This window comes from Bifidobacterium sp. LH_419, assembly GCF_056356955.1.
The window spans coordinates 56199-79494 of the sequence record NZ_JBKEVG010000004.1; the positions used below are offsets into that span (position 1 = coordinate 56199).

A 23296-nucleotide genomic window follows, 5' to 3' on the forward strand; every position below is an offset into this window, starting at 1 on the left:
GGCGGCGTATGGCGGCGGGCTCACGGTCTCCCTTCACACGACCATGAACCCGCCGCGGCATCCGCATGATTGCCGGCCAGTATGCCATCGGGGCGTTTCCCATGGACCGGAGCGTCCGATGCGCGGAATCGCCGGGGCGCCGGAAGGCGCGGAACCATCGCGATCAGTCGAAGAACCCGCCGTTGCCCATCGAGGGCGCGCCGTGGCGCGGAGGCCGGCGCGTGCGGTCCGGGTCCCTGCGGACGCGCCCCGACACCGCGGTCCTCCTGTCGCGATGCATGTACTCGTACACGTCCACGTCCGAGGGTTCGGGCTGGTCCATCCATGCCGTGCCGCCCGACAATAGCGGGTCGCGGGCGTCGATGCGACGCCTCATCGACGCGATGTCGCCCGACGCCTGCCGCAGCTCCTCCGGATCCGTGCGGCGCAGCCGCTGCTCGACCAGATCGAGGTAGACGCGTTGGCTCTGCAGGACGTCATGCAGCCGCACCTCCTCGCACAACGCCGTGTACATCCGTTCGCCGCGGCACGCCCGTTGCGCCTGGTCGACGGTCATCTCGCGGCGCCGGTCCTCCTCGGCGCGGGCGAGACACCCACGCGCTTCGGCGGACAGCGAATCGAACAACGCGGGAAGCCGCTCGTCCATCAGGGAGTTCGCCGTGTCGCGCATGGAACGCTGACGGGAGTGCGGCATGTCCCCGTCGACGCGCAGCGACATCACGCCCGTCGGCTTGAACTCGCGCGACCGCTCCTCGATCCACAACGGCGCGTCGCCCTTCGGTGTGCCGGCGAGCGTGCGGGACTTCGGTGCGGTCCCCGGCTTCGACAGTTCGGACAGATGGAAGGAGAGGAGGAATCCCTCCCCGTTGCGGATGACGATGTGCGGCCACGGCCATTTGGCCGCGCGCGTCCGTGCGAGCAGCGGTTCCGAGGGCGCGACGACGGAGAACCCGTGCTCCGAAGCCAGCCCGGCGATTCCGCCGATGAGCTTCGTCGCCCTGTCGACGCATCCGGCCGACACGTAACGCCTGTCGATGTCCCGCACGAACCGCCTCATCCACGCGTCCCCCGGCATATCCTCGTCCTGATCGATGACTTCATCCGACATGATGCTGCATCCCTTCCTCTGCACGGCCCCCGGGCTTGGGGCCGCCGTCCGGCCTTCCTCGGCCGACGCCACGCACCACGATGGCGCGGATGCCGACGTGCCGCAACCCCGGGGACTCCATTGTGCATAACGGTGCATAACCCGGTGCATAAGTCGGCGTCGGAACCCGCCGCATGGACGGACCGGGAGAGACCGGAGGGGAATCCGCTCGGGGGTATTGCCAACGCGGCCCTTCGCCGCTACATTGATAGAGCCCGATACGGAAACGGAGAACCCGACATGAGCGAAACGAACCCCGCCCGCCCCGCGACGACGCCGAAGACGAGGGGCTTGTCCGTCCCGGACCTCATCTCGATAGGCGTGTTCGCCGCGTTGTACTTCGTGATGGTGTGCGTCGCCACCCTCGTCAGTACCCTGTTCACCGGAGGCTTCGGCTCGATCTTCCTGCCGGCGATCGCCGCGCTGATCTCCGGCCCCGTGTTCATGCTCGCCGCCGCACGCACGCCGAGGTTCGGCGGCATCACGGTGATGGGCCTCGTGATCGGCCTGTTCCTGTTCGTCTCCGGACACTTCATCCTCTCGTTCGCGGCGAGCGTCGTGTTCCCAGTCGCCGCCGACCTGATCGCGCGCGTCGGAGCATACCGGAGCAAGGCGCTGCTGCTCGTCTCCTACGTGGTGTTCTCCTACGGACTGACCGGCCCCATCCTGCCGTTGTGGTTCATGAAGGACGCCTACGTGGCGAGCCTTGAGGCGCGCGGCAAGGACGCGGCGTACATCGACGGCGTGTTCGCCAACATCAACATGGGCACATTCGCCGCGTCGATGGCGGCGATCCTCGTGTGCGCGGTTCTCGGCGGATGGTTCGGCCAGCGCCTGTGCGCCAAGCACTTCGCCAAGGCCGGCGTCGTCTGATGGCGACGGCCGCGCGCGATCTCGACCCGCGCACGAAACTGGCGCTGCTGCTGCTCGCCAATCTCATGCTGTTCTTCCACGCCGCGGCGGCCACGCAGGCGGTCATGGTCGTCCTGTTCCTCATCCCGCCCCTCGCCGCGGGCCGATGGCGCATGGCCGTGCGTTTCGCGATCCTGTACGTCGCGGCATTCGCGCTCGGGGCGGTCGACCCGGAGGCGCTGGGCATGCCGTGGCTGCATGTCGTCGCCGCGCTCGCCGTCGGATGCGCGATGATGCTGCCGTGCCTCATCACCGGCGCCTACGCGTTCACGACCACCTCGGCCAGCGCGTTCGTGTGCGCGATGCGGCGCATGCGCGTCCCCGAAGCCGTGGTCGTGCCGTGCGTCGTGATCATCCGCTTCTTCCCGACCATCGGCGAGGACTATCGCGCCATCCGCGACGCGATGGCGCTGCGCGGGCTCGTGTCCGGCCGTCTCGCCATGCTGCGGCATCCGGCGCGGACGCTCGAATACGTGCTGGTGCCGTTGCTGATGAACGCGACCATCGTCGCGCAGGACCTGTCCGTCGCCGCGTTGACGAAGGGCCTGGGACGCGACGGGGCGCACACCTCGCGCACGACGATCCGCATGGCCGCCGCCGACTGGCTGGTCATGGCCGTGTGCGCCGCGCCGCTCGCGCTCGACATCGCGGGGGTGATCGGATGACCGCCGATCCCGTGCGCGTGCGCGACGTCGTCTTCCGCTACGACGCCGCCGTCGAACCCTCGTTGGACGACGTGTCGCTGACCGTCCGGCCGGGGGAGTGCGTCGTCCTCGCCGGCGCGAGCGGATGCGGCAAGACCACGCTGACCCGTGTCGTCAACGGTCTCGCGCCATCGTTCTTCCACGGCGATTTCGCCGGCGAGGCCACCGTGTGCGGCGTCGATGCCGCACACGGGCCGATCGACCGGCTCACGCCGTTGGCGGGCAGCGTGTTCCAGAATCCGAAGACCCAGTATTTCAACGCGGACACCACCGACGAGCTCGCCTTCCCCTGCGAGAACATGGGGATGCCGGCCGGGGAAATCAACCGCCGCGTGGAGGACGTGGCCCGGCGCTTCGGCGTGACCGGGCTGCTCGGACGCAGCGTCTTCCGACTGTCCGGCGGGCAGCGGCAGCGCGTCGCCGTCGCCGCGGCGACGGTGCTCGGACCCCGTCTCGTCGTCATGGACGAACCGACCGGCAACCTCGATGCCGCGGCGATCGACGACATGCGCGAGGCGGTGCGGCGGCTGAAGGACAAGGGCGTCGCCGTCCTCGTGGCGGAGCATCGCCTCGCCTGGCTGAACGGCGTCGCCGACCGGTACCTCATATGCGAGCGCGGCCGCATCGCACGCGAATACGCGGCCGGCGAATTCCTCGCCCTGCCGCCGGAACGCGTCGCCGCCATGGGGTTGCGCGCGCTCGACCTGGAACCCTACCGGCGCGAGACCGCCCGGCTGGCGTCCCGGCCGACGGCGCGAACCGGCGTGACGGCCGACGATCCGACGGACGATGGCGCCGCGACCGGCGGCGTGCTGCTGCGCACGGACGGGCTCGTCGTCGGCTACGGACGGCCGCGTCGCCTGCCCTGGCAGCGGCGGCGCGTCGAGACCCGGGAGGGGTTCTCGCGCGCCGTGCCGGACCTGACGTTGCGGCGCGGCGAGATCGTCGGATTGATGGGACGCAACGGATGCGGCAAGACCACGCTGGTGCGCACGCTCACCGGACTGGCGCGCCCGCTTGCGGGCCGCGTCCTCCTGGACGGCGGCGCGGCGAGACCCTGCGATCTCATGCGCGCCGGATATCTCGTCATGCAGGACGTCAACCACCAGTTGTTCTCCGACAGCGTGCGCGAGGAGCTCACGCTCGGCATGGACCCGTCCGATCCGGGGCTCGCGGAGCGCCGGGACGGGCTGCTCGCCGACCTTGATCTCGCCGCGTTCGCGGACCGGCATCCGATGAGCCTGTCCGGCGGACAGAAGCAACGCGTGGCGATCGGCGCGGCGCTCATGTGCGGCAAGAGGCTCGTCGTGCTGGACGAGCCGACCAGCGGTCTCGACCGGTTCCATATGGAACAGGTGGGCGGGCTGCTGCGCGACGTCGCGCGGCGTGGAACGGCGGTGCTGGTCGTCACCCACGACGAGGAGCTCGCCGCCGGATGGTGCGACCGCGTGATCGACCTGTCCGCGTGATCGGATTGGCCGGATCGTGCGCGACACGCCGCGTCGGTGGGAACCGCACCCGATATGCCGGCCCGCGCGGGCGTGTGTTAGCTTCTAGATGAGACGCGGGACCGTCGCCTTTCCCGTCTCGCACGGCACGGCAGGCGACGGCATCAGGAGGTGCGCCATGGGCGATGCGCGACGGGAGATGGAACGGCTGCGGCCGGTCTACGAGACCGGCGTACTCAGACTGCTGCTGCGCCGCAACTCGCGCATGTACGTGGCGCTGCTCAGATCGGCGTTCGACCCGCTGACCGGCGAACTGCCGCGCGAGACATTGGAGGAGCGGTTCGCGCAGGGGCTCGCCGCGCTCGCCGACATCGGCGAATACGCGCCGGACCCCGACCTCACGTTCGGCCAGGCCGCGCACCGCGTGCTCGTCGACCTGACCCGCGAAGGCGAGGGCGAGTACGCCTGGCTCGCCAACTCGCACGACGCCGCGTCGCACCGGTTCCTCTACCGGCTGACCGCACGCGCCCACCGCGCCATCGAGGCGCTGGGGCGGCTGGAGGACGAATCCCGCACCCTGTCCGGCGCCCAGGCCAACAGCATCATCATGGAGATCGAGCACGCCCGCATGCGGCTGACCGCCGACCCCGGCGAACGCGTGCGCCTGCTCAACCGCGAGATCAAGGAGCGCAGGCACGAGATCAAACGCATCCAACAAGGGCTGCGGCATGAGACGCTCGACGACGCGCAGGTGGAGGACATCATCGCCGTCATCCACAATACGTTGCGCGGCGTGCCCATCGACCTGCGCGAGCTCGTGCTCGCCGAACGGGACAACGGCGACGCGCTCCGCCGGCGCATGCAGGCCGGCGATATGGACGTCGACGAGATCCTGGGGGCGTATAACGCCGAATACCGTGCGAACTTCGGCGAATCCGACATGGGGCGACGCTTCGAGGACGCCTTCCAGGTGATCATCACCGACGAGGGACGCCAGCAGATCGACGAGGCGATGCGCGACATCGCGAAAACGCCCTATCTCGCCGGGGAGGCCTCCGCGCTGCTCGGACAGGTGCGTGACGAGCTCGCCCACATCTACGACGGCATCGAGGCGGTGCGCGCGCAGATGCGCGTCTCCAACGAGGAGATCGGCAGACTCGTGCGCCAGCAGACCGACACGCGGTACCGGTCGATGCTCGCGCGGCTCAACCGCCTGTACGCCGCCGTCAACGCCGATGCGAAAGCCCATCCGGGCGCCGACGGCAGACCCTACGCCACCGACGTCGGCGGCGTCAGGCTCTCCCCGCTGCCTACGCGGCCGGCACGGTCGATGGTCCGCGCGGCGGCACCCGGACTGGACCATGACGCCGGGGACGCCGACATGCCCCGCATCGACCTGAAGACGCTGATCGACAACGGCGGCCCACGGCTGCGCCGCATGGTCGCGCTCATCCGGCGGGAACCGGTGATGGCCGACGGCGGGATCGACATCGCCGCCAGCTTCAACCGGTTGCCGGAAGCGGATCGGCGCGAAAGCGAACTCGTCGGATTCCTCGGGGCGATCGGCGGGCAGGAGGACGGCGACGCCGTCTGGCATTGCGTGACGATCGACGGGAGGCCGCGGGACTGGCGCACGCGTGCGTTGGTCGCCGGCGAGGACGAACTGGACGCCATCATGGAGGAAGGATGATCATGGACGAGGAAACCAACCCCGACGCCCTGTTCGAAGGGGACCGCGGCGATATGGGCGTGGACGCCCGCAGGGCCGCCATCGCGCTCAAACGCGAACGGTACGTCGAAGGCGAGCTGTACGACCTCGTCAACGACAACCGTGACGCCGTCGTCCGCTCGCTCAACAACGACATGCTCGAGCTCGTCGAGGACGAACGTTACCGCATCATGTACGCGACGCCCGTCGCCGGGCCCGACGTCGCGCTGCGCTCGCTCAAGACGCGCACCAGCCTCAAACGCGAGGAGGCCGCCCTGCTCGCGTTCCTGCGCATCCGCGTGCTCGAATACGAGAACATGCGGGTGGCGGAGGACCAGTGGATCGTCGGCTTCGACGAGATGCGCGCCGCGCTCGCCACCGGCGCCGGATACCTCGCCTCGCGCAACGACGAGGAAGGCGTGCTCAGACAGGTGGGCACGCTCGTCAACACGATGGTCACCTACGGCTACCTGTCCGACACCGACGACGACGCCATGTACCGGATCACGCCGCTCGTCCCCGTCGTGCTCGACCGGGAGCTGGCGGACGCATGGCTCGGCATCGCCGGCGGTGACGGCGACGGGGCCGTCGATGACGGCGCGGACGATGGCGCCGACGTGGATGGCGCCGACGAAGACGGCGCCGAAGCGGAAGAGGAGGAGTGAGCATGGCCGCCAGGGAACTGCAGATGATCGCCGACCGGTGGATGATGGAAAGCCGCCGTCTCGTCAATTGGGGCTCGTACCAGGGCTACCACGAATTCAGACCGTCCACCGACCCGAAACTCCCCGTCACGCTGCTCGCCGGAGCCAGCGAATCCGGCAAGTCCACGCTCGTGGACGCGCAGATCTCGCTGCTGTACCCGACCGGCACGCCGTTCAACAAGGCGTCGAACTCGGGGCGCTCCGAACGCAGCGACTACACGTACCTGCGCGGCATGGTCGGCGTCGGCAGCACCGCGGGCGGCGACGAGCCGGTCTACCTGCGCGGCCGCGACGACGACGGGGCGCCGCAGGCCGTATGGGGCGCCATCGTCGACACCTACGTGAACGCCACCAGCGGCCAGACGCTGTCATGTGCCAAATTCCTCTACCTGATGGCGGGCGACGGCCGCGGCGACGTACGCCGGCAGTACGCGGCATGGGGCAAGCCGATCGACCCACGGCTCATGGACGCCTACCGCGACCATCCGTTCACCCCCACGCAGCTGAGGGACACGTACCCCGGATGCGAGACCTTCACCAGCGCCGACGCGTTCCACGAACACATCTGGGACACGATGGGGCTGAGCGAGGAGGCCTGCCGGCTGCTGCACAAGATTCAATCGGCCGACGCGCCGTCGAGACTCGACGACATCTTCAAGCAGGGCGTACTCGGCGTGCCCGAAGCCCTGGCCCTGGCACGCGACACCGTCGACGACTACGAACGCTACGAGGCGAACTTCACCGAAATGGAACGCAAGGCGAAACGCGTGACGGCGCTCGCCGGCATCCGGGACGCATGCGAAGCCTACGACGACGCATGCCGGCACGTCCGGACATTCGACCCGGTCGATCCGTCCAAGGAGGCCGGATCGGCGGCGATACGGCGTTGGGCGATCGCGCGGATGGCCGACGAGGTCGCCGCACGGCTGCCCATCGACGAACGCGAGCACCGCGAGCACCAGGCCGCCGCCGAAACCGCATACCGCGACGGCGAGAAGATCCGCGCGGGCATCGACGCCATCCGCGACCGCATCAGAGGGCTGGACGGCGGCAACCTCGCGCGGATGGAGATGGAACTCGAACAGGCCCGACGCTCGCTCGACGACGTGAAGACGACCCACGGGCGCATCGAGGCGGGATTCGAGGCGATCGGCGAGGCGATGCCCGGAGACGAGCACGCCTGGACGGAGAGGCGCATCGCCGCCGTGGACTTCACCCGCCTGTACGACCGGCGGGCGCAGGAACTGGACGAGACGCGCGACTGTGCGGTCGCCGCCCGCTCCGCGGCGAACGACGAGCTGCGCCGCCTCGAACGCGACTATGAGCGCCAGAAGACGCAGCGCACCCGCATCACCCAGCAGATGGACGAGACCCGCGCCATGCTCTGCAGGGCCACCGGACTGTCCGCCGGCGAACTGCCGTACGTCGCCGAACTCATGGACGTGCGCGAGGACGAGGAACAGTGGCGTCTAGCCATGAACGTCACCTACGGCGCCATCGCGCAGACCATCCTCGTCGACAAGCGCCACGAACGTGGCTTCGCCGCCAAGATCAGCGCCATCGACCCGCATGCGATGGCGCGACGCACCTGGCAGTTCGTCGACACCTCGGAGCGCTTCGGGGCGGACGACGGGAAGGCCGCGGGCGACGGCCCGTGGATGTCCTCCAAGCTGCGGTACCGCGAGGATTCGCCGTTCGCCGATTGGCTGCGCGCGCAGACCGCATCCGAACGGTTCGACGCCGTATGCGTCGACGCCATCGACGACGCCGACCGCGAGCGCCGTCAGGTGCAGGCCGACGGGCAGATCAAAAGCGGCAAACGCGGACAGCACGGCGTCAAGGACCGTCGCGAGGTCATCGGCTACGTCACCGAGGCCTATCTGGACGCGCTGAAGCACGGCATCGCCGAAGCGCGCGGCCGCTCGGAACGGGCGGAACATGACTACACGGAGGCGAAACGGCGTGCGGAGGCCCTGCGCAGCGGACTCGAACTCGCCAAGCAGCTCGCCTACACGTCATGGGAGAGCGTCGACGTGGAATCCGCCTCGGCCACGGTGGACGGGCTCGAGACGTCGATCGCCGCGATCAGGAACAACCCCGAGCTCGCCGAGCTTGTCCGACGTGAGGAGGCGATGCGAGAGGAGCTCGACCGCAACGAGCAACGCCGGTTCGCCGAGAAACGTGACGCCGACGCCGCGGCGTCCGCCTGCGAAGCCGCCCGACGGTGGCTGGACGCCAACCGGAGCCATGCGTCGTGGGAGACCGACGGCGATGCGGACGCCGCCGGGCGCGTGGGCGCCGCGCCGTTGGACGAAAGCGCGGAAACGACGCTCGAACACTCTTATGAGGACGGGTTCTCGGGAATCACGGACGCCGCGCTGCGGGCCCACATGATTATCGGGGCGGGCGCAGATGCGCCGGCCGCGGGCACGTCGTTCCCCGAACGCGTCATCGCGAGGATGCGCGACGACATGACCGCCCGCATCGACGCGCTCGCCTCCCAGGTCTCGGCCGCGAAGACGGTCGTCGAAGCCCGGATGGAATCGTACAAGGGCATGTACGCCGCGGACGACGACGCGCTGTCGGCCACAGTGGAGGACCGCCGGTACTATCTCGACGAGCTGGAGGGACTGTCGCGACTCACCGCCGGGGAGGCGACCGGCTCCGAATACCGGCGTTGCCTGGAACAGCTGCTGATGGGCCTGCTGACCATCAAACGCGCCGTCGACACCGACGAGGCCGGCATCCGCGACCAGCTCGACCGCATCAACGCCATGCTCGACGGGCAGCGGTTCGGCCCCAAGCACGGCAGCCTGTCCCTGCACGCGGACGTGCGCAAGCCGGACCGGGGCTTCTCCTCGCAGCTGACGCGGACCATCGGCGCGCTCAACGACTGGAAGGCGTCGGGAAACGACGATCCGGCGGCGATGCGCAAGGTGTTCGCCTCGTGCGGCGGCGTCATCGGCCTGCTGCGCGCCCAGCTCGCGCAGGTGAGGGACGCGAACGGTGTGAAGAGCTACGGCGCGCGCGACCTCGACCCGCGGTGCCGTTCGTCCTTCTACGCGATCGTGCACCACGAGGACGGGCTCGACGAGCGCATCACCTCCACCGGCGGACGGTCCGGCGGAGCCCTGCAGGAGCTCACCTCGTTCGTCTACGGCGCCGCGCTCATCTACCTGCTCGGCGGAGGCATGGAGAACCGTCTCAAACCCAGCTACACGACGCTGTTCCTCGACGAGGCGCTCATCAAGGCGGACGGCCGCTACACGCAGCGCGCCCTCACCGTGCTGCCGCGCCTCGGCTTCCAGGTGATCGTCTCCGCGCCGGAAAGCAAGACCGGCGAGATCCTCGAGGTCTCCACCAAGGCCTACGTCACCTACAAGAACCCCGACACCGGCCTCACCTCCCTGCGCGAGGCCGACCTCGCCGGGGAAGGGGAGGATGAATCCGCGGACGTCGCCTGACGGCATGACGGTCCGGCCGGGAGACACGCCGTCGAACAGGTGTTCGATATGCGTCGGGGTTTCGGGTATTCTGGGTGCGGAAAATCCGCGGCCGGACGCGTGCCGCGGCGACTGACGGAAGGCGGGGATCGTGGCGACGAAACGGAAGACGACGGGCGGCAGGAACGGCGAGGTCGTCGTCGAGAAGGTGATGACCAGCGATTCGTTCCTCACGCGCGAGATCCGCAAGGCGCCGCTCGTCGAGCACGACGGTTCGCTCGTGGCGGACATCTCGCACATCCCCAACGACCTCAAGATCACCATCCAGGGCGCGCGCGAGCACAACCTCAAGAACGTGGACCTCGCGATCCCGCGCAATCGCATGGTCGTGTTCACCGGCCTGTCCGGTTCTGGCAAATCCTCGCTCGCGTTCGACACCCTGTTCGCCGAGGGCCAGCGCCGCTACGTCGAATCGCTGTCCGCGTACGCGCGCCAGTTCCTCGGCCAGATGGACAAGCCGGACGTCGACTTCATCGAAGGCCTGAGCCCCGCCGTGTCCATCGACCAGAAGACCACGAACCGCAATCCGCGCTCCACAGTCGGCACCATCACCGAGATCTACGACTACCTGCGCCTCCTGTTCGCGCGCACCGGCATGCCGCACTGCCCCGAATGCGGCGAACCCGTCGCCTCGCAGACCCCGCAGCAGATCGTCGACACGCTCATGGGCTATCCGGAACGCACCCGGTTCCAGATCCTCGCGCCCGTCGTCAAAGGGCGCAAGGGCGAATTCGTCGACATGCTCGAACTGCTGCGCTCCGACGGCTACGCCCGTGCGCTCATCGACGGCCAGATGCGGCAGCTGTCCGACGACATCACGCTCGCCAAGCAGAAGAAGCACACCATCGAGGTCGTCGTCGACCGCCTCGTCGTCAAGGACGGCATGCGACAGCGTCTCACCGACTCGGTCGAGACCGCGCTGAAGCTCGCCAACGGCTCCATCGTCATCGACTTCGTCGACGAGGAGGAGGGGAGCCCGGCCCGCCGTCGGCCGTTCTCCGAACACCGCAGCTGCCCGAACGGGCATGTGCTCGAACTCGACGAGATCGAGCCGCGCACCTTCTCCTTCAACGCGCCCTACGGCGCGTGCCCCGCCTGCACCGGTCTCGGATTCAAACTCGAGATCGACCCGGAGCTCGTCATCGCCGACCCGGACAAGTCGCTCGCCGAAGGCGTCATCGAACCGTGGAGCAACACGAAGATGACCTCCCAGTACTACGGCCATCTGCTCGAAGGCCTCGCCCGCGAGATGGGCTTCTCGATGCGCACCCCGTGGAAGGACCTTCCCGCCGACGTGCGCCACGACATCCTCTACGGCCACGAGTTCAAGGTCGACGTCTCCTACCGCAACCGTTGGGGGCGTCTCAGGGAATACTCCACCGGGTTCGAAGGCGTGGTGCGCTCGCTCATGCGCAAGCACGAGGAGACCGACTCGCAGTCCATGAGGGAATACTACGAGTCGTACATGCGCGAAGTGCCCTGCCAGGTGTGCCACGGCAGGCGTCTCAAGCCCGAGGTGCTGGCCGTCACCGTCGGAGGTCTCTCCATCTTCGACGTGTGCGACATGCCCGTCGTGCGCGGGCTCGCCTGGGTCAACGACCTGAAGCTCGAAGGCGCGGACGCGAAGATCGCCGGCGAGGTGTTGAAGGAGATCCGCGCCCGCCTCGGCTTCCTCAACGACGTCGGCCTCGACTACCTCACCCTGTCGCGCGCCGCCGCCACCCTGTCCGGCGGCGAGGCGCAGCGCATCCGCCTCGCCACGCAGATCGGCTCCGGCCTCGTCGGCGTCATGTACGTGCTCGACGAGCCGTCCATCGGCCTGCACCAGCGCGACAACGCCCGCCTCATCGAGACGCTCCACCATCTGCGCGACCTCGGCAACACGCTCATCGTCGTCGAACACGACGAGGACACGATCCGCGAGGCCGACTGGCTCGTCGACATCGGCCCCGGCGCCGGCGAACACGGCGGCGAGGTCGTCTACTCCGGTCCGGCGAAGCATCTCGTCGAGGCGAAACGCTCGATCACCGGCGACTACATCGCCCACCGCCGCGAGATCGCCGTGCCCGAGCACCGCCGCAAGGTGAGGAGGACCGCCCAGCTCAAGGTCGTCGGCGCACGTGAGAACAACCTCAAGAACATCGACGTGAGCTTCCCGCTCGGCGTGTTCACCGTCGTCACCGGCGTCTCCGGATCCGGCAAGTCCTCGCTGGTCAACACGATCCTCTACCCAGTCCTCGCCGACAAGCTCAACGGCGCGCGCATCGTGCCGGGCAAGCACCGCCGCGTCGAAGGGCTCGACCAGGTCAGGAAGGTCATCCACGTCGACCAGAACCCGATCGGGCGCACGCCGCGCTCCAACCCCGCCACGTACACGGGCGTGTGGGACAAGATCCGCGCCCTGTTCGCCAAGACGCCCGAGGCTCAGGTGCGCGGCTACGGGCCCGGCCGCTTCTCCTTCAACGTGAAGGGCGGGCGCTGCGAGGCATGCCACGGCGACGGCACGCTCAAGATCGAGATGAACTTCCTGCCCGACGTGTACGTGGAATGCGAGACCTGCCACGGCAGGCGCTACAACCGCGAGACCCTCGAGGTGAAGTACAACGGCAAGACCGTCTCCGACATCCTCGACATGCCCATCGAGGAGGCCGCCGACTTCTTCAAGGCGTACACCGGCATCTCCCGGTACCTCAAGACCCTCGTGGACGTCGGCCTCGGCTACATCCGCCTCGGCCAGCCCGCGCCCACGCTCTCCGGCGGCGAATCCCAGCGCGTCAAGCTCGCCACCGAACTGCAGCGCCGTTCCGACGGCAAGACGGTGTACATCCTCGACGAGCCGACCACCGGCCTGCACTTCGAGGACGTGAACAAGCTGCTCAAGGTGCTGCAGGGGCTCGTCGACAAAGGCAACACGGTCATCGTCATCGAACACAACCTCGACGTGGTCAAGTCGGCCGACTGGATCATCGACCTGGGGCCCGAAGGCGGCGACGGAGGCGGCACCGTCGTCACGCAGGGCACGCCCGAACAGGTGGCGCGGTGCGAGGCGTCCTGGACGGGACGGTTCCTCAAGGACATGCTCTGAAAGGCGACGCCGTGACCAACGACATCGAACGGCATTCGCCCGAGGTATGGCGACGGACGGCCGACGCGTTGCGCGGGGAGGCGACGGACGGCACGTCCGACGCCGACGGCGCGACGGCGAAGACGAACCGCAACGGGGCGCCGCTGCTCGGCGACTCGCGCGACCTGTTCCGTCCGAAATCCTCGGACATCCCCGCCGAACCCGGCGTGTACAAATGGCGCGACGGCGAAGGCCGCGTCATCTACGTCGGCAAGGCGAAGAACCTGCGCAACAGGCTCGCCAACTACTTCCAGCCGCTGTACCTGCTGCACCCGCGCACGCAGACCATGGTGCTCACCGCCCGCAGCCTCGAATGGACCGTCGTCGGCACCGAACTCGAATCGCTCACCCTCGAATACACGTGGATCAAGGAGTTCGACCCCCGGTTCAACGTGCAGTTCCGCGACGACAAGACCTACCCGTACCTCGCGGTCTCCGTCGGCGAGACGGTGCCGCGCGTGTGGGTGACGCGCAGCCGCAAACGCCGCGACACCCGCTACTTCGGCCCCTACGCGAAGGTATGGGACCTGCGCCACGGACTCGACCGGCTCCTGCGCGCCTTCCCCGTGCGCACCTGCGCCGACGGTGTCTACCGCAAGGCCGAACTCACGGGACGCCCCTGCCTGCTCGCCTCCATCGGCAAATGCTCCGCGCCGTGCGTCGGCCGCATCGACGCGAAGGAGCACCGGCGCATGTGCGAACGGCTCGTCGGCGTGATGACCGGCAGACTCGGCAAGTCGTACATCGCGCAGCTCACCCGCGACATGAAGGCCGCCAGCGCCGACCTCGAATTCGAGAAAGCGGCGCGCCTGCGCGACGAGATCGCCATGCTCTCCACCGTCGTCCAACAGAACGCGGTCGTGCTCGACGACCAGGTCGACGCCGACGTGTTCGGCTTCGCCACCGACGAGATCGAAGCCTCCGTGCACGCGTTCCACGTGCGCGCCGGCACGATCCGCGGCGAACGCAACTGGAGCGTCGAACGCGTCGACGACGTCGACGACGCCGATCTCATGGCCGACCTGCTCGTGCGCGTCTACTCGGACGCGCGGAACGACGCCGCGGCCGGGAACGCGACGGCGAAGGTCGAGGAACGGCGCGACGCCATCGGGTCCACGCAGCGCGTGACCGCGACCGACGCGGCGTCCCGCGCGCGGGCGACGCGCGAACGCAACGCGCGACAGGAGGTCACCGGACGCGCCGACCTGCTCGCCCCCATCGCCCCGGTGCCCCGCGAGGTCATCACGCCCATCGAACTCGAACCGTCCCGGCGCGAGGAGCTCGAAACCTGGCTGACCGGACTGCGCGGCGGCGCGGTCACGATTCGCGTCGCCGGCAGAGGCGACAAGCGGCAGCTCATGGACCGGGCGAACGACAACGCCGCGCAGGCGCTGGCCCGCGCCAAGATGAGCCGCATCGCCGACATCGGCGCACGTACCCGCGCCATGAACGAGGTCGCCGACGCGCTGGGCCTCGCCGAAGCCCCGCTGCGCATCGAATGCTACGACATCTCCAACACGGTCGGCGGGGCCTTCCAGGTGGCCTCCATGGTCGTGTTCGAGGACGCCGTCGCCAAGAAAAGCGAATACCGGCGCTTCGCCATCCGCGGCAAGGACGGCCAAGGCGCGCTCGACGACCTGAGCGCCCTCTACGAGACGCTGACGCGGCGCTTCCGTCACGGCAACATCGCCGGCGACTCCGGCGAGAGCATCGAGGCGGAACGACGCGCGAAGACGGCGACGGACGCGCGCGCCGACGCCCGAAGCGGCACGGTCGCGGAAGACGACGGAACGAGGAAGGACACGGTCCAGCAGAACACGGACCGGCGCCGGTTCGCCTACAAGCCGAACCTCGTCGTCGTCGACGGCGGCAGGCCGCAGGCCATGGCCGCCGCGAAGGCGCTCGCCGACTGCGGCGTCGACGACGTGGCCGTATGCGGGCTCGCCAAACGGCTCGAAGAGGTGTGGGTGCCGGAAGACGACTACCCGATCATCCTCAAACGCCAATCCGAGGGCATGTACCTGCTGCAGCGCGTGCGCGACGAATCGCACCGCTTCGCCATCACCTACCACCGGCAGACGAGACGCAAGGGGGCGTTGCGCAGCGCCCTCGACGGCATCCCCGGCGTGGGACCCGCCTACCAGAAACGGCTGCTCGCGCGGTTCGGTTCGGTCAAGGCGATGCGCGGCGTCGGCGTCGAGGAGCTGGAGCAGGTCAAGGGGATAGGCCATGCCAAGGCGCAGGCCATCTACGACGCCCTGCACGCGGACGGTGCGGACGGCGCCGGCGGCACCGGCGATACGGTCGGCACCGTCGGCGGCCCCGGCACGCGCCGGCCATGAGCAGACGGCTTCCGACCGCGGTCCGGACGGCCCGAGTAGGATGGTCGGGAGAACCGGGAAGGCAAGGAGGGAAGCATGACGATCGCCAATCGGTGCGCGGTGCTCGGCAAGCCCATCGTGCATTCGCTGTCGCCCGTGCTGCACAACGCGGCGTACCGTTCGCTCGGACTCGACGACTGGACGTACGACAGGCACGAGGTGGGGGAGGAGGACCTCGACGGGTTCCTCAAGGGGCTCGACCCCACGTGGCGGGGACTCAGCCTGACGATGCCGCTCAAGAAGACCATCCAGCCGTACGGCACGCCCCGCAACGTGTGGGCGCGGGAGCTCAACGTCGCCAACACGGCGGTGTTCGACTGGGACGAGGCCACCCACGACGATCCCGCATGGCCTCACGGGAAGCCGGCGATCAGGCTCTACAACACCGACGTGGTCGGCATCCAGCTGGCCTTCGACCACGCCGACCGGGAACTCGGCGTGCATCGCGACGGACAGACGAGACGCCGCGCGCTCATCGTCGGCAACGGCAACACCGCCACGTCGGCCGCGGCGGCCTGCCTGATGCTGCCGGGCGTCGAACGCATCACCATCGCCGCGCGCCATCCCGGCCGCGACCTCGGACTGGACTCCGCCGCGAAGGCGTTCCGCGGCGTCGAAGGCCGTCCCTACGACGAGATCGACCTGTCCGACGCGGACGGGGTGATCGCCGCCGCCCGTGAATCCGACTACGTGATCAACACGATTCCCGGGCACGCCGCGGACGGCCTCGCCGAAACGCTCGACCGCACCGGCGACGCGTTCGGCGGCATGCTGCTCGACGTGGTCTACGACCCGCGTCCCACGAAGCTCATGCAGGCGTGGCGCGCCCACGGAGGCCATGCGATCGGCGGCGAGGAGATGCTCCTGTACCAGGCGCTCATCCAGGTGCTGCTCATGACGGGCATCTGGGACGACGATCCGCCGTCCGACGCCGATCGCCGTCTGCAGGACGTCACCGTCGACGACGACCATCTGGAGATCGCCATGAGAAAGGCGTTGGAGGAGGCGCTGTGATGGAGGACCATGACGCGATGAACGACGCGGCTGCCGCCGTGTCCCATGACGACGAGCCCGCGCCCGCCAACGGCTTCGAGGTGCTGCTCATCACCGGCATGTCCGGTGCGGGGCGCTCGCACGCCGCCGACTGCGTGGAGGACATGGGCTGGTACGTGGTCGACAACATGCCGCCCAAGCTGCTCGTCCCGCTCGTCGACATGATGACCAACGCCGGCGACGGCAAGGGCGTGCACAAGCTCGCCGCCGTCATCGACGTGAGGTCGCGCGAATACTTCGACGACCTCAACGAGGTGCTCAGCCATCTCGACGACCTCGGCGTGCACACCCGCATCCTGTTCCTCGACGCCAGCGACGACGTGCTCGTCACCCGCTACGAGAAGGTGCGCAGACCCCATCCGCTCCAGCACGGCAACCGCCTCATCGACGGCATCAACGAGGAGCGGGCGCTGCTCGCGAACCTCAAGGAGCGCGCGGACATGGTCATCGACACCTCCGCGCTGAGCATCCACCAGCTGTCCACCAAACTGTACGAGGCGATGGTCGGATCCGGCCCCAGGACGGTCTCCGTGCACATCTTCAGCTTCGGGTTCAAATACGGCACCCCCACCGACGCGGACTTCGTGGCCGACGTGAGGTTCCTGCCCAACCCGTTCTGGGTGCCCAGCCTGCGCGAGCTGACCGGATGGGACAAGCCCGTCGCCGACTACGTGCTGAACAGCAAGGGGGCGTCCGAATTCCTCGACGCCTACGAGAAGGCGCTGCTCGTCGCCATCGACGGATACGCGCGCGAGGACAAGCATTTCGTGACGATCGCGGTGGGCTGCACGGGCGGCCAGCATCGGTCGGTCGCCATGAGCGAGGCCCTGGCGAAACGTTTGCGCTCACACGGGCTGGATGTCACCGTTTCCGCCCGCGAACAGCGCAGACGCCGGTGAACGCGCCCGTCGCGGCGCTGACCACATGTCGAGACGTCGGCCGCGAAAAAGTGAAAACGGCGCGACTGTTGTCCAAGATGGTCGGTATCACAGATTCGGCGGACGGCGGGGAAGAGTCCCCGCTTGCAGACCCGAACCCCTGAAACCATTGAGAGGGACGAGACTTAGGAGGTTGGCTCTTGGCTCTTCTGGATGATGTGAAAAGCGAGCTCGCGGCGCTTGAGGACGAGAAGGCGGACGCCAGGAAGGCGCAGGTCACCGCCATGATCCGCTTCGCCGGCGGCTTCATGAACAACGCCCAGAAGCAGATCGTCATGCTCGCCACCTTCGATTCCCTGGTCGCGGCCCAGTGGCTGCGCGACAACATCGAGGACCTGTACAACCTCGAGGCCAAGCTCATCAGCTCCACGAGGACGACGCCGAAGGGCTCCCACCAATACCATGTGGTCAAGGTGGAGCGCGGCGCGGTGAACCTGGCCGTGGCCACCGGCCTCATCGACCGCAACAAGGCCGTGCGCGGCCTGCCCGTCAAGATCGTGCAGGGCAAGATCGCCCAGGTGCGCGCCGCATGGCGCGGCGCCTTCATGGCCAAGGGCATCCTGTCCGACCTGGGCAAGAACCCGTACATGGAGATCATCTGCCCGTGCAACGAGGCCGCGATGGCCTTGGCCGGCCTCGCCCGGCGACTCGGCATCACCGCCAAGCCGCGCCAGCTCAGCAAGTCCTATCGCGTGACGCTCACCGATCCGGACTCCATCGAACGCATGCTCAACTCGATGGGCGCCATGCGTTCCGCCCGCGACTGGACGGGCAAGCGCTCGGACGGCGAGACCCGCTCCAAGGCGAACCGCCTCGCCAACTTCGACGACGCGAACATGCGCCGCTCCGCCAAGGCCGCGGCCGAGGCGTGCGACAAGGTGCGCAAGGCGTTCGAACTGTTCGACGCCGCCGGCGTGGACGTGCCGGACAACCTGCGCGCCGCCGGCCAGCTGCGCCTCGAGCACGGCGACGCCAGCCTGGAGGAGCTCGGCCGTCTCGCCGAGCCGCCGATTTCCAAGGACGCCATCGCCGGACGCATCCGCCGTCTGCTCCAGCTCGCGGAGAAGACCGCCAAGTCGCGTTCCTGAACGTTTTCATAACGATTCGGCGATACGTTCCAAAAATTCCTGTGTCAGGCCCGCCCGGACGGCGGGCCTGTTGTATTATGCGAAGTGGCAAGAAACCGCCACTTTCCCGCGCAAGCGGTTAGGAAAGGATATTCATGAAGACACTCAAGGATCTCGGAGACCTCAAGGGCAAGCGCGTCCTGGTCCGCGCCGATTTCAACGTCCCGCTGGACGGCACCACGATCACCGACGACGGCCGCATCAAGGCCGCCCTGCCGACGATCAAGGCCCTGCGCGAGGAAGGCGCGAAGGTCATCCTGATGGCCCACCTCGGCCGTCCGAAGGGCAAGGTCGTTCCGGAGCTGTCCCTGGCCCCGGTCGCCGCCCGTCTCGGCGAGCTGCTCGGCGTCGACGTGCCGCTGGCCGCCGACACCTACGGCGAGGACGCCCAGGCCAAGGTCGCTGCGATGAACGACGGCGACGTCGTCCTGCTGCAGAACGTCCGCTTCAACCCGGAGGAGACCAGCAAGGATCCGGCCGTGCGCGCCCCGTACGCCAAGAAGATCGCCGCCCTCGGCGACGTCTTCGTCTCCGACGGCTTCGGCGTCGTCCACCGCGCCCAGGGCTCCAACTACGACGTGGCCGCCGATCTGCCGGCCGCCGCCGGCCTGCTGGTCGAGAAGGAGGTCAAGGCTCTGTCCAAGGCCACCGAGAACCCGGAGCGCCCGTTCACCGTCGTGCTCGGCGGCTCCAAGGTCTCCGACAAGCTCGGCGTCATCGAGAACCTGCTCGACAAGGCCAACCGCCTCGTCATCGGCGGCGGCATGGTGTTCACCTTCCTCAAGGCCAAGGGCTACGAGGTCGGCACCTCCCTGCTCGAAGAGGACCAGCTCGACAAGGTCAAGGGCTACATCGAGACCGCCGAGAAGAACGGCGTCGAGCTCGTGCTGCCGACCGACATCGTCGTGAACGCCGGCTTCCCGGCCGGTGACACCCCGGTCGCCCCGGAGGTCGTCGCCGCCGACGCCATCCCGGCCGACAAGATGGGCCTCGACATCGGCCCGGAGTCCCAGAAGCTGTTCCACGACAAGATCGTCGACTCCAAGACCGTCGTGTGGAACGGCCCGATGGGCGTCTTCGAGATCCCGGAGTTCGCGGCCGGCACCAAGGCCGTCGCGCAGGGCCTGGTCGACGCGACCGCGGCCGGCGCGTTCACCATCGTCGGCGGCGGCGACTCCGCCTCCGCGGTGCGCAACCTCGGCTTCCCGGAGGACGGCTTCTCGCACATCTCCACCGGCGGCGGCGCCTCCCTCGAGTTCCTCGAGGGCAAGGAGCTGCCGGGCCTGAAGGTGCTCGCCTGACATCGGTTCCGCATCGGCTCCCCGCGTCCACGTCCCGTCGTGGCGTGGGGAGCCATGCCGTTTCGCCCCGCATACGCTTCTCATCGCACCCCATACGCACCCGTTTCGCGTGTCTCTCACGTATCGCGTATTTCTCACGTATTTCTAGGAAGGGATCCATGGCGTCCGAACGCGTCCCGCTGGTCGCGGGCAACTGGAAAATGAACTTCGACCATCTCGAGGCAACGTATTTCGTGCAGAAGTTCGCATGGCAGCTGCGTGACGCCCACTTCGACTTCCGCAGGGTGGAGGTCGCCCTGTTCCCCTCGTTCACCTCGCTGCGCAGCGTGGAGGTGCTTGTCGAGGCCGACAAGCTCAAGATCCGCTACGGCGCGCAGTCCGTGTCCGTCACCGACCAAGGGGCGTTCACCGGCGACATCTCCGCCGACATGATCGCGCACCTCGGATGCTCGTACGTGATCATCGGCCATTCGGAGCGCCGCAAATACCATCCCGAGGACGACGCCAACATCGTCGACCAGGTGAGGGCCGTCCTCGCCGCCGGCATGCAGCCGATCCTGTGCGTCGGCGAGAGCTTCGAGGAGCGCCGCCAGGGCATCGAGCTCGACTTCGCCGTCGGCCAGGTGCACGACGTCACCCGCGACCTCAACGAGGCCGAGGCGGCGAAGCTCATCATCGCCTACGAGCCCGTGTGGGCCATCGGCACCGGCATGGTCGCCACGCCGGAGTCCGCGCAGTACGCGGCCCAGGCCATCCGCGACGATCTCAGGGCCACGTTCGGGGACACCGTGGCGGACACCGTCCGCATCCTCTACGGTGGCTCAGTCTCCTCGAAGAACGCGGTCGAACTCATCGGCGAACCCGACGTGGACGGCTTCCTCATCGGCGGCGCGGCGCTCGACGTCGACGAGCTGACCCGCATCTGCCGGCTCACCGCCAAAGCCACCCGGTGAAACCGCCCGGGTCTCCACCTTTTTCAAGACATTGCGCTATGCTGGAGCGCAGACTTATACCGAACCGGAGGTAATCCACTCGTGACCGCTCTGAAAATCGCCCTCGAAATCGTCGTCGTCGTGCTCAGCTGCCTGCTGACCCTGCTCATCCTCATGCACAAGGGCAAGGGCGGCGGCCTGTCCGACATGTTCGGCGGCGGCCTCACCCAGAACGCGGGCACGTCCGGCGTCGCCGAGAAGAACCTGAACCGCTGGACCGTCATCATCGCCCTGATTTGGGTGGCCATCATCATCGCCCTCGGCCTGATGACCAAGTTCAACCTCATCTGACACGTAATCCGTCCGTGATTGTATGACCCATGACCGCCAGTCGGCCATGGGTCGTGTTCGTTATGGCGGGTTCCGCGCCGGAACCGGGAGCCGCCGAACCATCGAAGGGACATCATCATGGTCACCATGAACCGCAACAAGGTCGTCATCGTCGGCACCGGACAGGTGGGAGCCACCGCCGCGTTCGCCATCGTCACGCACGGACTGTGCAACGAGCTTGTGCTCATCGACCATTTCGCCGCCAAGGCGGCGGGGGAGAGCCACGATCTCGACGACGGCAGCGAATTCCAGGACCGTCACGTCAAGGTGCGCACCGGCGACTACGCCGACTGCCGCGACGCGGACATCGTCGTCGTCACCGTGGGGCGCAAGCCGCCGGCCAACTCGACCCGTCTCGCCGAACTCGGCTTCACCGTCGGCCTCGTCGGCGACGTCGTCGACCATGTCATGGCCTCCGGCTTCGACGGCGTGATCGTCATGGTCTCCAACCCGGTCGACGTGATGGCCTGGTACGCGTGGAAGCGTTCCGGTCTGCCGCGCACGCAGGTGCTCGGCACCGGCACCGCGCTCGACACCTCCCGTCTCAAGACCATCATCGGCGAGGAGACCGGACTCGACCCGCGCAACGTGGGCGGGTTCGTCATGGGCGAGCACGGCGACTCCCAGTTCGCCGCATGGTCCACCGTCTCGCTCGGCGGCAAGCCGTTCGCCAAGTTCCTGGCCGACAACCAGAGCCGTTTCGCCTCCGTCTCCACCGCCGAGATCGAGCGCAAGACGCGCATGCGCGGCAACGAGATCGTCGCCGCGAAGGGCGGCACCAACTTCGGCATCGCCTCCACCGTCGCCGGCATCGTGCAGACGATCCTGTGGGACGAGCGGCGCATCGTGCCCGTCTCCACGCTGCTTGACGGCGAATACGGCGAGCACGACGTGTTCCTCGGCGTGCCCACCGAACTGCGCGCCAACGGCGCCAACGAGATCGTCGAACTCGAACTCACCGAGGAGGAGCACGCGAAGCTCCACCACTCCGCCGAGCTCGTCCGCTCCTACTGCGAGGGACTGCTGTGATTCCGGCCGCGCACGTCCCGCCGGAATCCCGGCTCGTCGTCGCCGACCTCGACGGCACGCTGCTGCACGGCGCCCCCACCTTCGAGGGGCGACACCTCACCGAACGGTCCATCGAGGCCGTCGAACGCCTGCATGACGCCGGGTACCGGTTCGCCATCGCCACGGCCAGACCCGTGAGCACCGGATACGCCCTCGCGGAGCGGCTGCCGGTCGACGCCTGCATCTACCTGAACGGCGCGCTCATCGACTTCGAGCCCGCGAAATCCGACTACGACATGCTCACCTCGGGCCGCATGCCCGCCGACGGGCATCTCATGAAGATCGGATTCCCGTCGTCCCGCGCCTGCGAGGTGTGCCGGTCCCTCCTCGACGCGATGCCCGATCTCGAGGTCGGCATCGTCATGGACGACGTGAGGTACACGAACTTCGACGTCAGCGTCTACTGGAAGACCCAGACCTGGCGTCTGACCGACTTCACCGAAACGGACGTGCCCGAGGGGACCGCCGACAAGATCATCGCGTTCCCGAAAGGGGAGCAGCGCGAGGCGATCCGCCGCCTGATCCCCGACGATTTCGCGCTGTCCGTCTCCGAAGGCACGTTGTACATGTTCATGAACCCGAAGGCGAACAAGCGCGACGCGCTGGGCATCCTGTGCGAGCGCATGGGCGTCGCCCCGGAGCACGCCGTCGCCTTCGGCGACGATCTCGTGGACATCGACATGATGCGGTCCGCCGGCCGCTCCGTCGCCGTCGCGAACTCCAATCCCAAGGTCCTCGCCATCGCGGACGAGATCTGCCCGTCCAACGACGAGGACGGCGTCGCCCAGTGGATCGAGACGCATCTGCTATGACCCCGCGCGCGGATCGGGCGGGAAACGGAAAGTTCAATCCGCCG

17 protein-coding genes are annotated in these 23296 nt (G+C 68.2%); 16 read left to right on the forward strand and 1 reads right to left on the reverse strand.

The annotated features are described in order from the left end of the window. Nucleotides 1-163: 163 nt before the first annotated feature. Nucleotides 164-1108 carry a hypothetical protein gene (locus AC1AYX_RS04375; protein WP_476502354.1) on the reverse strand — a complete coding sequence of 315 codons (945 nt, stop codon included), beginning with the start codon at nucleotides 1106-1108 and terminating at the stop codon, nucleotides 164-166. Between the two features lie 279 nt (nucleotides 1109-1387). Here AC1AYX_RS04375 and AC1AYX_RS04380 point away from each other — a divergent pair, with 279 nt between their 5' ends. The 16 genes from AC1AYX_RS04380 (at nucleotide 1388) to AC1AYX_RS04455 (ending at nucleotide 23252) form a co-directional block, all read left to right on the forward strand. Further along, complete coding sequence (locus AC1AYX_RS04380; RefSeq protein ID WP_476502355.1) at nucleotides 1388-2020, forward strand: MptD family putative ECF transporter S component; 633 nt, start codon at nucleotides 1388-1390, stop codon at nucleotides 2018-2020. After that, nucleotides 2020-2724, forward strand: coding sequence for an energy-coupling factor transporter transmembrane component T (locus AC1AYX_RS04385; protein ID WP_476502356.1), 705 nt, complete (start codon nucleotides 2020-2022; stop codon nucleotides 2722-2724). Before AC1AYX_RS04380 ends, AC1AYX_RS04385 begins: the two co-directional genes overlap by 1 nt. Further along, on the forward strand, nucleotides 2721-4232 hold the full coding sequence (locus tag AC1AYX_RS04390; protein ID WP_476502357.1) for an ABC transporter ATP-binding protein: 1512 nt from the start codon (nucleotides 2721-2723) through the stop codon (nucleotides 4230-4232). The genes AC1AYX_RS04385 and AC1AYX_RS04390 overlap by 4 nt, the downstream gene beginning before the upstream one ends. A 157-nt stretch (nucleotides 4233-4389) precedes the next feature. Beyond that, complete coding sequence (locus tag AC1AYX_RS04395; protein WP_476502358.1) at nucleotides 4390-5901, forward strand: DUF3375 family protein; 1512 nt, start codon at nucleotides 4390-4392, stop codon at nucleotides 5899-5901. Nucleotides 5902-5903: 2 nt separating this feature from the next. Further along, the gene (locus tag AC1AYX_RS04400; RefSeq protein WP_476502359.1) at nucleotides 5904-6584 is read left to right on the forward strand and encodes a DUF4194 domain-containing protein; all 681 of its coding nucleotides are present in this window, start codon (nucleotides 5904-5906) and stop codon (nucleotides 6582-6584) included. A 2-nt stretch (nucleotides 6585-6586) separates the two neighbouring features. Then, nucleotides 6587-10087, forward strand: a complete 3501-nt coding sequence (locus AC1AYX_RS04405) for an ATP-binding protein (protein ID WP_476502360.1) — start codon at nucleotides 6587-6589, stop codon at nucleotides 10085-10087. 190 nt (nucleotides 10088-10277) lie between these two features. Further along, a complete protein-coding gene (gene uvrA / locus AC1AYX_RS04410; protein ID WP_476502417.1) occupies nucleotides 10278-13211 on the forward strand; it encodes an excinuclease ABC subunit UvrA in 2934 nt (977 codons plus the stop codon). Nucleotides 13212-13279: 68 nt separating this feature from the next. Continuing rightward, a complete protein-coding gene (gene uvrC / locus AC1AYX_RS04415; RefSeq protein ID WP_476502418.1) occupies nucleotides 13280-15592 on the forward strand; it encodes an excinuclease ABC subunit UvrC in 2313 nt (770 codons plus the stop codon). An 81-nt stretch (nucleotides 15593-15673) separates the two neighbouring features. Next, nucleotides 15674-16645, forward strand: coding sequence for a shikimate dehydrogenase family protein (locus AC1AYX_RS04420; protein WP_476502419.1), 972 nt, complete (start codon nucleotides 15674-15676; stop codon nucleotides 16643-16645). Nucleotides 16646-16662: 17 nt separating this feature from the next. Next, a complete protein-coding gene (rapZ, locus tag AC1AYX_RS04425; protein ID WP_476502420.1) occupies nucleotides 16663-17583 on the forward strand; it encodes an RNase adapter RapZ in 921 nt (306 codons plus the stop codon). Nucleotides 17584-17762: 179 nt separating this feature from the next. Next, nucleotides 17763-18710: a DNA-binding protein WhiA gene (gene whiA, locus AC1AYX_RS04430; RefSeq protein ID WP_476502361.1), complete on the forward strand. Its 948-nt coding sequence runs from the start codon at nucleotides 17763-17765 to the stop codon at nucleotides 18708-18710. 134 nt (nucleotides 18711-18844) lie between these two features. Continuing rightward, nucleotides 18845-20050: a phosphoglycerate kinase gene (locus AC1AYX_RS04435; protein WP_476502362.1), complete on the forward strand. Its 1206-nt coding sequence runs from the start codon at nucleotides 18845-18847 to the stop codon at nucleotides 20048-20050. A gap of 158 nt (nucleotides 20051-20208) precedes the next feature. Beyond that, a complete protein-coding gene (gene tpiA, locus AC1AYX_RS04440; protein WP_476502363.1) occupies nucleotides 20209-21003 on the forward strand; it encodes a triose-phosphate isomerase in 795 nt (264 codons plus the stop codon). Between the two features lie 81 nt (nucleotides 21004-21084). Then, complete coding sequence (secG, locus tag AC1AYX_RS04445; RefSeq protein WP_476502364.1) at nucleotides 21085-21333, forward strand: preprotein translocase subunit SecG; 249 nt, start codon at nucleotides 21085-21087, stop codon at nucleotides 21331-21333. Nucleotides 21334-21450: 117 nt separating this feature from the next. Continuing rightward, nucleotides 21451-22401: an L-lactate dehydrogenase gene (locus AC1AYX_RS04450; protein ID WP_476502365.1), complete on the forward strand. Its 951-nt coding sequence runs from the start codon at nucleotides 21451-21453 to the stop codon at nucleotides 22399-22401. Then, on the forward strand, nucleotides 22398-23252 hold the full coding sequence (locus AC1AYX_RS04455; protein WP_476502366.1) for an HAD family hydrolase: 855 nt from the start codon (nucleotides 22398-22400) through the stop codon (nucleotides 23250-23252). The genes AC1AYX_RS04450 and AC1AYX_RS04455 overlap by 4 nt, the downstream gene beginning before the upstream one ends. Nucleotides 23253-23296: the final 44 nt, after the last annotated feature.

Bases quoted from the DNA above. Each gene is read 5' to 3' on its own strand.
- AC1AYX_RS04375 (WP_476502354.1), bottom strand. From the start codon at position 1,108: ATGTCGGATGAAGTCATCGATCAGGACGAGGATATGCCGGGGGACGCG.
- AC1AYX_RS04380 (WP_476502355.1), top strand. From the start codon at position 1,388: ATGAGCGAAACGAACCCCGCCCGCCCCGCGACGACGCCGAAGACGAGG.
- AC1AYX_RS04385 (WP_476502356.1), top strand. From the start codon at position 2,020: ATGGCGACGGCCGCGCGCGATCTCGACCCGCGCACGAAACTGGCGCTG.
- AC1AYX_RS04390 (WP_476502357.1), top strand. From the start codon at position 2,721: ATGACCGCCGATCCCGTGCGCGTGCGCGACGTCGTCTTCCGCTACGAC.
- AC1AYX_RS04395 (WP_476502358.1), top strand. From the start codon at position 4,390: ATGGGCGATGCGCGACGGGAGATGGAACGGCTGCGGCCGGTCTACGAG.
- AC1AYX_RS04400 (WP_476502359.1), top strand. From the start codon at position 5,904: ATGGACGAGGAAACCAACCCCGACGCCCTGTTCGAAGGGGACCGCGGC.
- AC1AYX_RS04405 (WP_476502360.1), top strand. From the start codon at position 6,587: ATGGCCGCCAGGGAACTGCAGATGATCGCCGACCGGTGGATGATGGAA.
- uvrA (WP_476502417.1), top strand. From the start codon at position 10,278: ATGACCAGCGATTCGTTCCTCACGCGCGAGATCCGCAAGGCGCCGCTC.
- rapZ (WP_476502420.1), top strand. From the start codon at position 16,663: ATGAACGACGCGGCTGCCGCCGTGTCCCATGACGACGAGCCCGCGCCC.
- AC1AYX_RS04435 (WP_476502362.1), top strand. From the start codon at position 18,845: ATGAAGACACTCAAGGATCTCGGAGACCTCAAGGGCAAGCGCGTCCTG.
- tpiA (WP_476502363.1), top strand. From the start codon at position 20,209: ATGGCGTCCGAACGCGTCCCGCTGGTCGCGGGCAACTGGAAAATGAAC.
- AC1AYX_RS04450 (WP_476502365.1), top strand. From the start codon at position 21,451: ATGGTCACCATGAACCGCAACAAGGTCGTCATCGTCGGCACCGGACAG.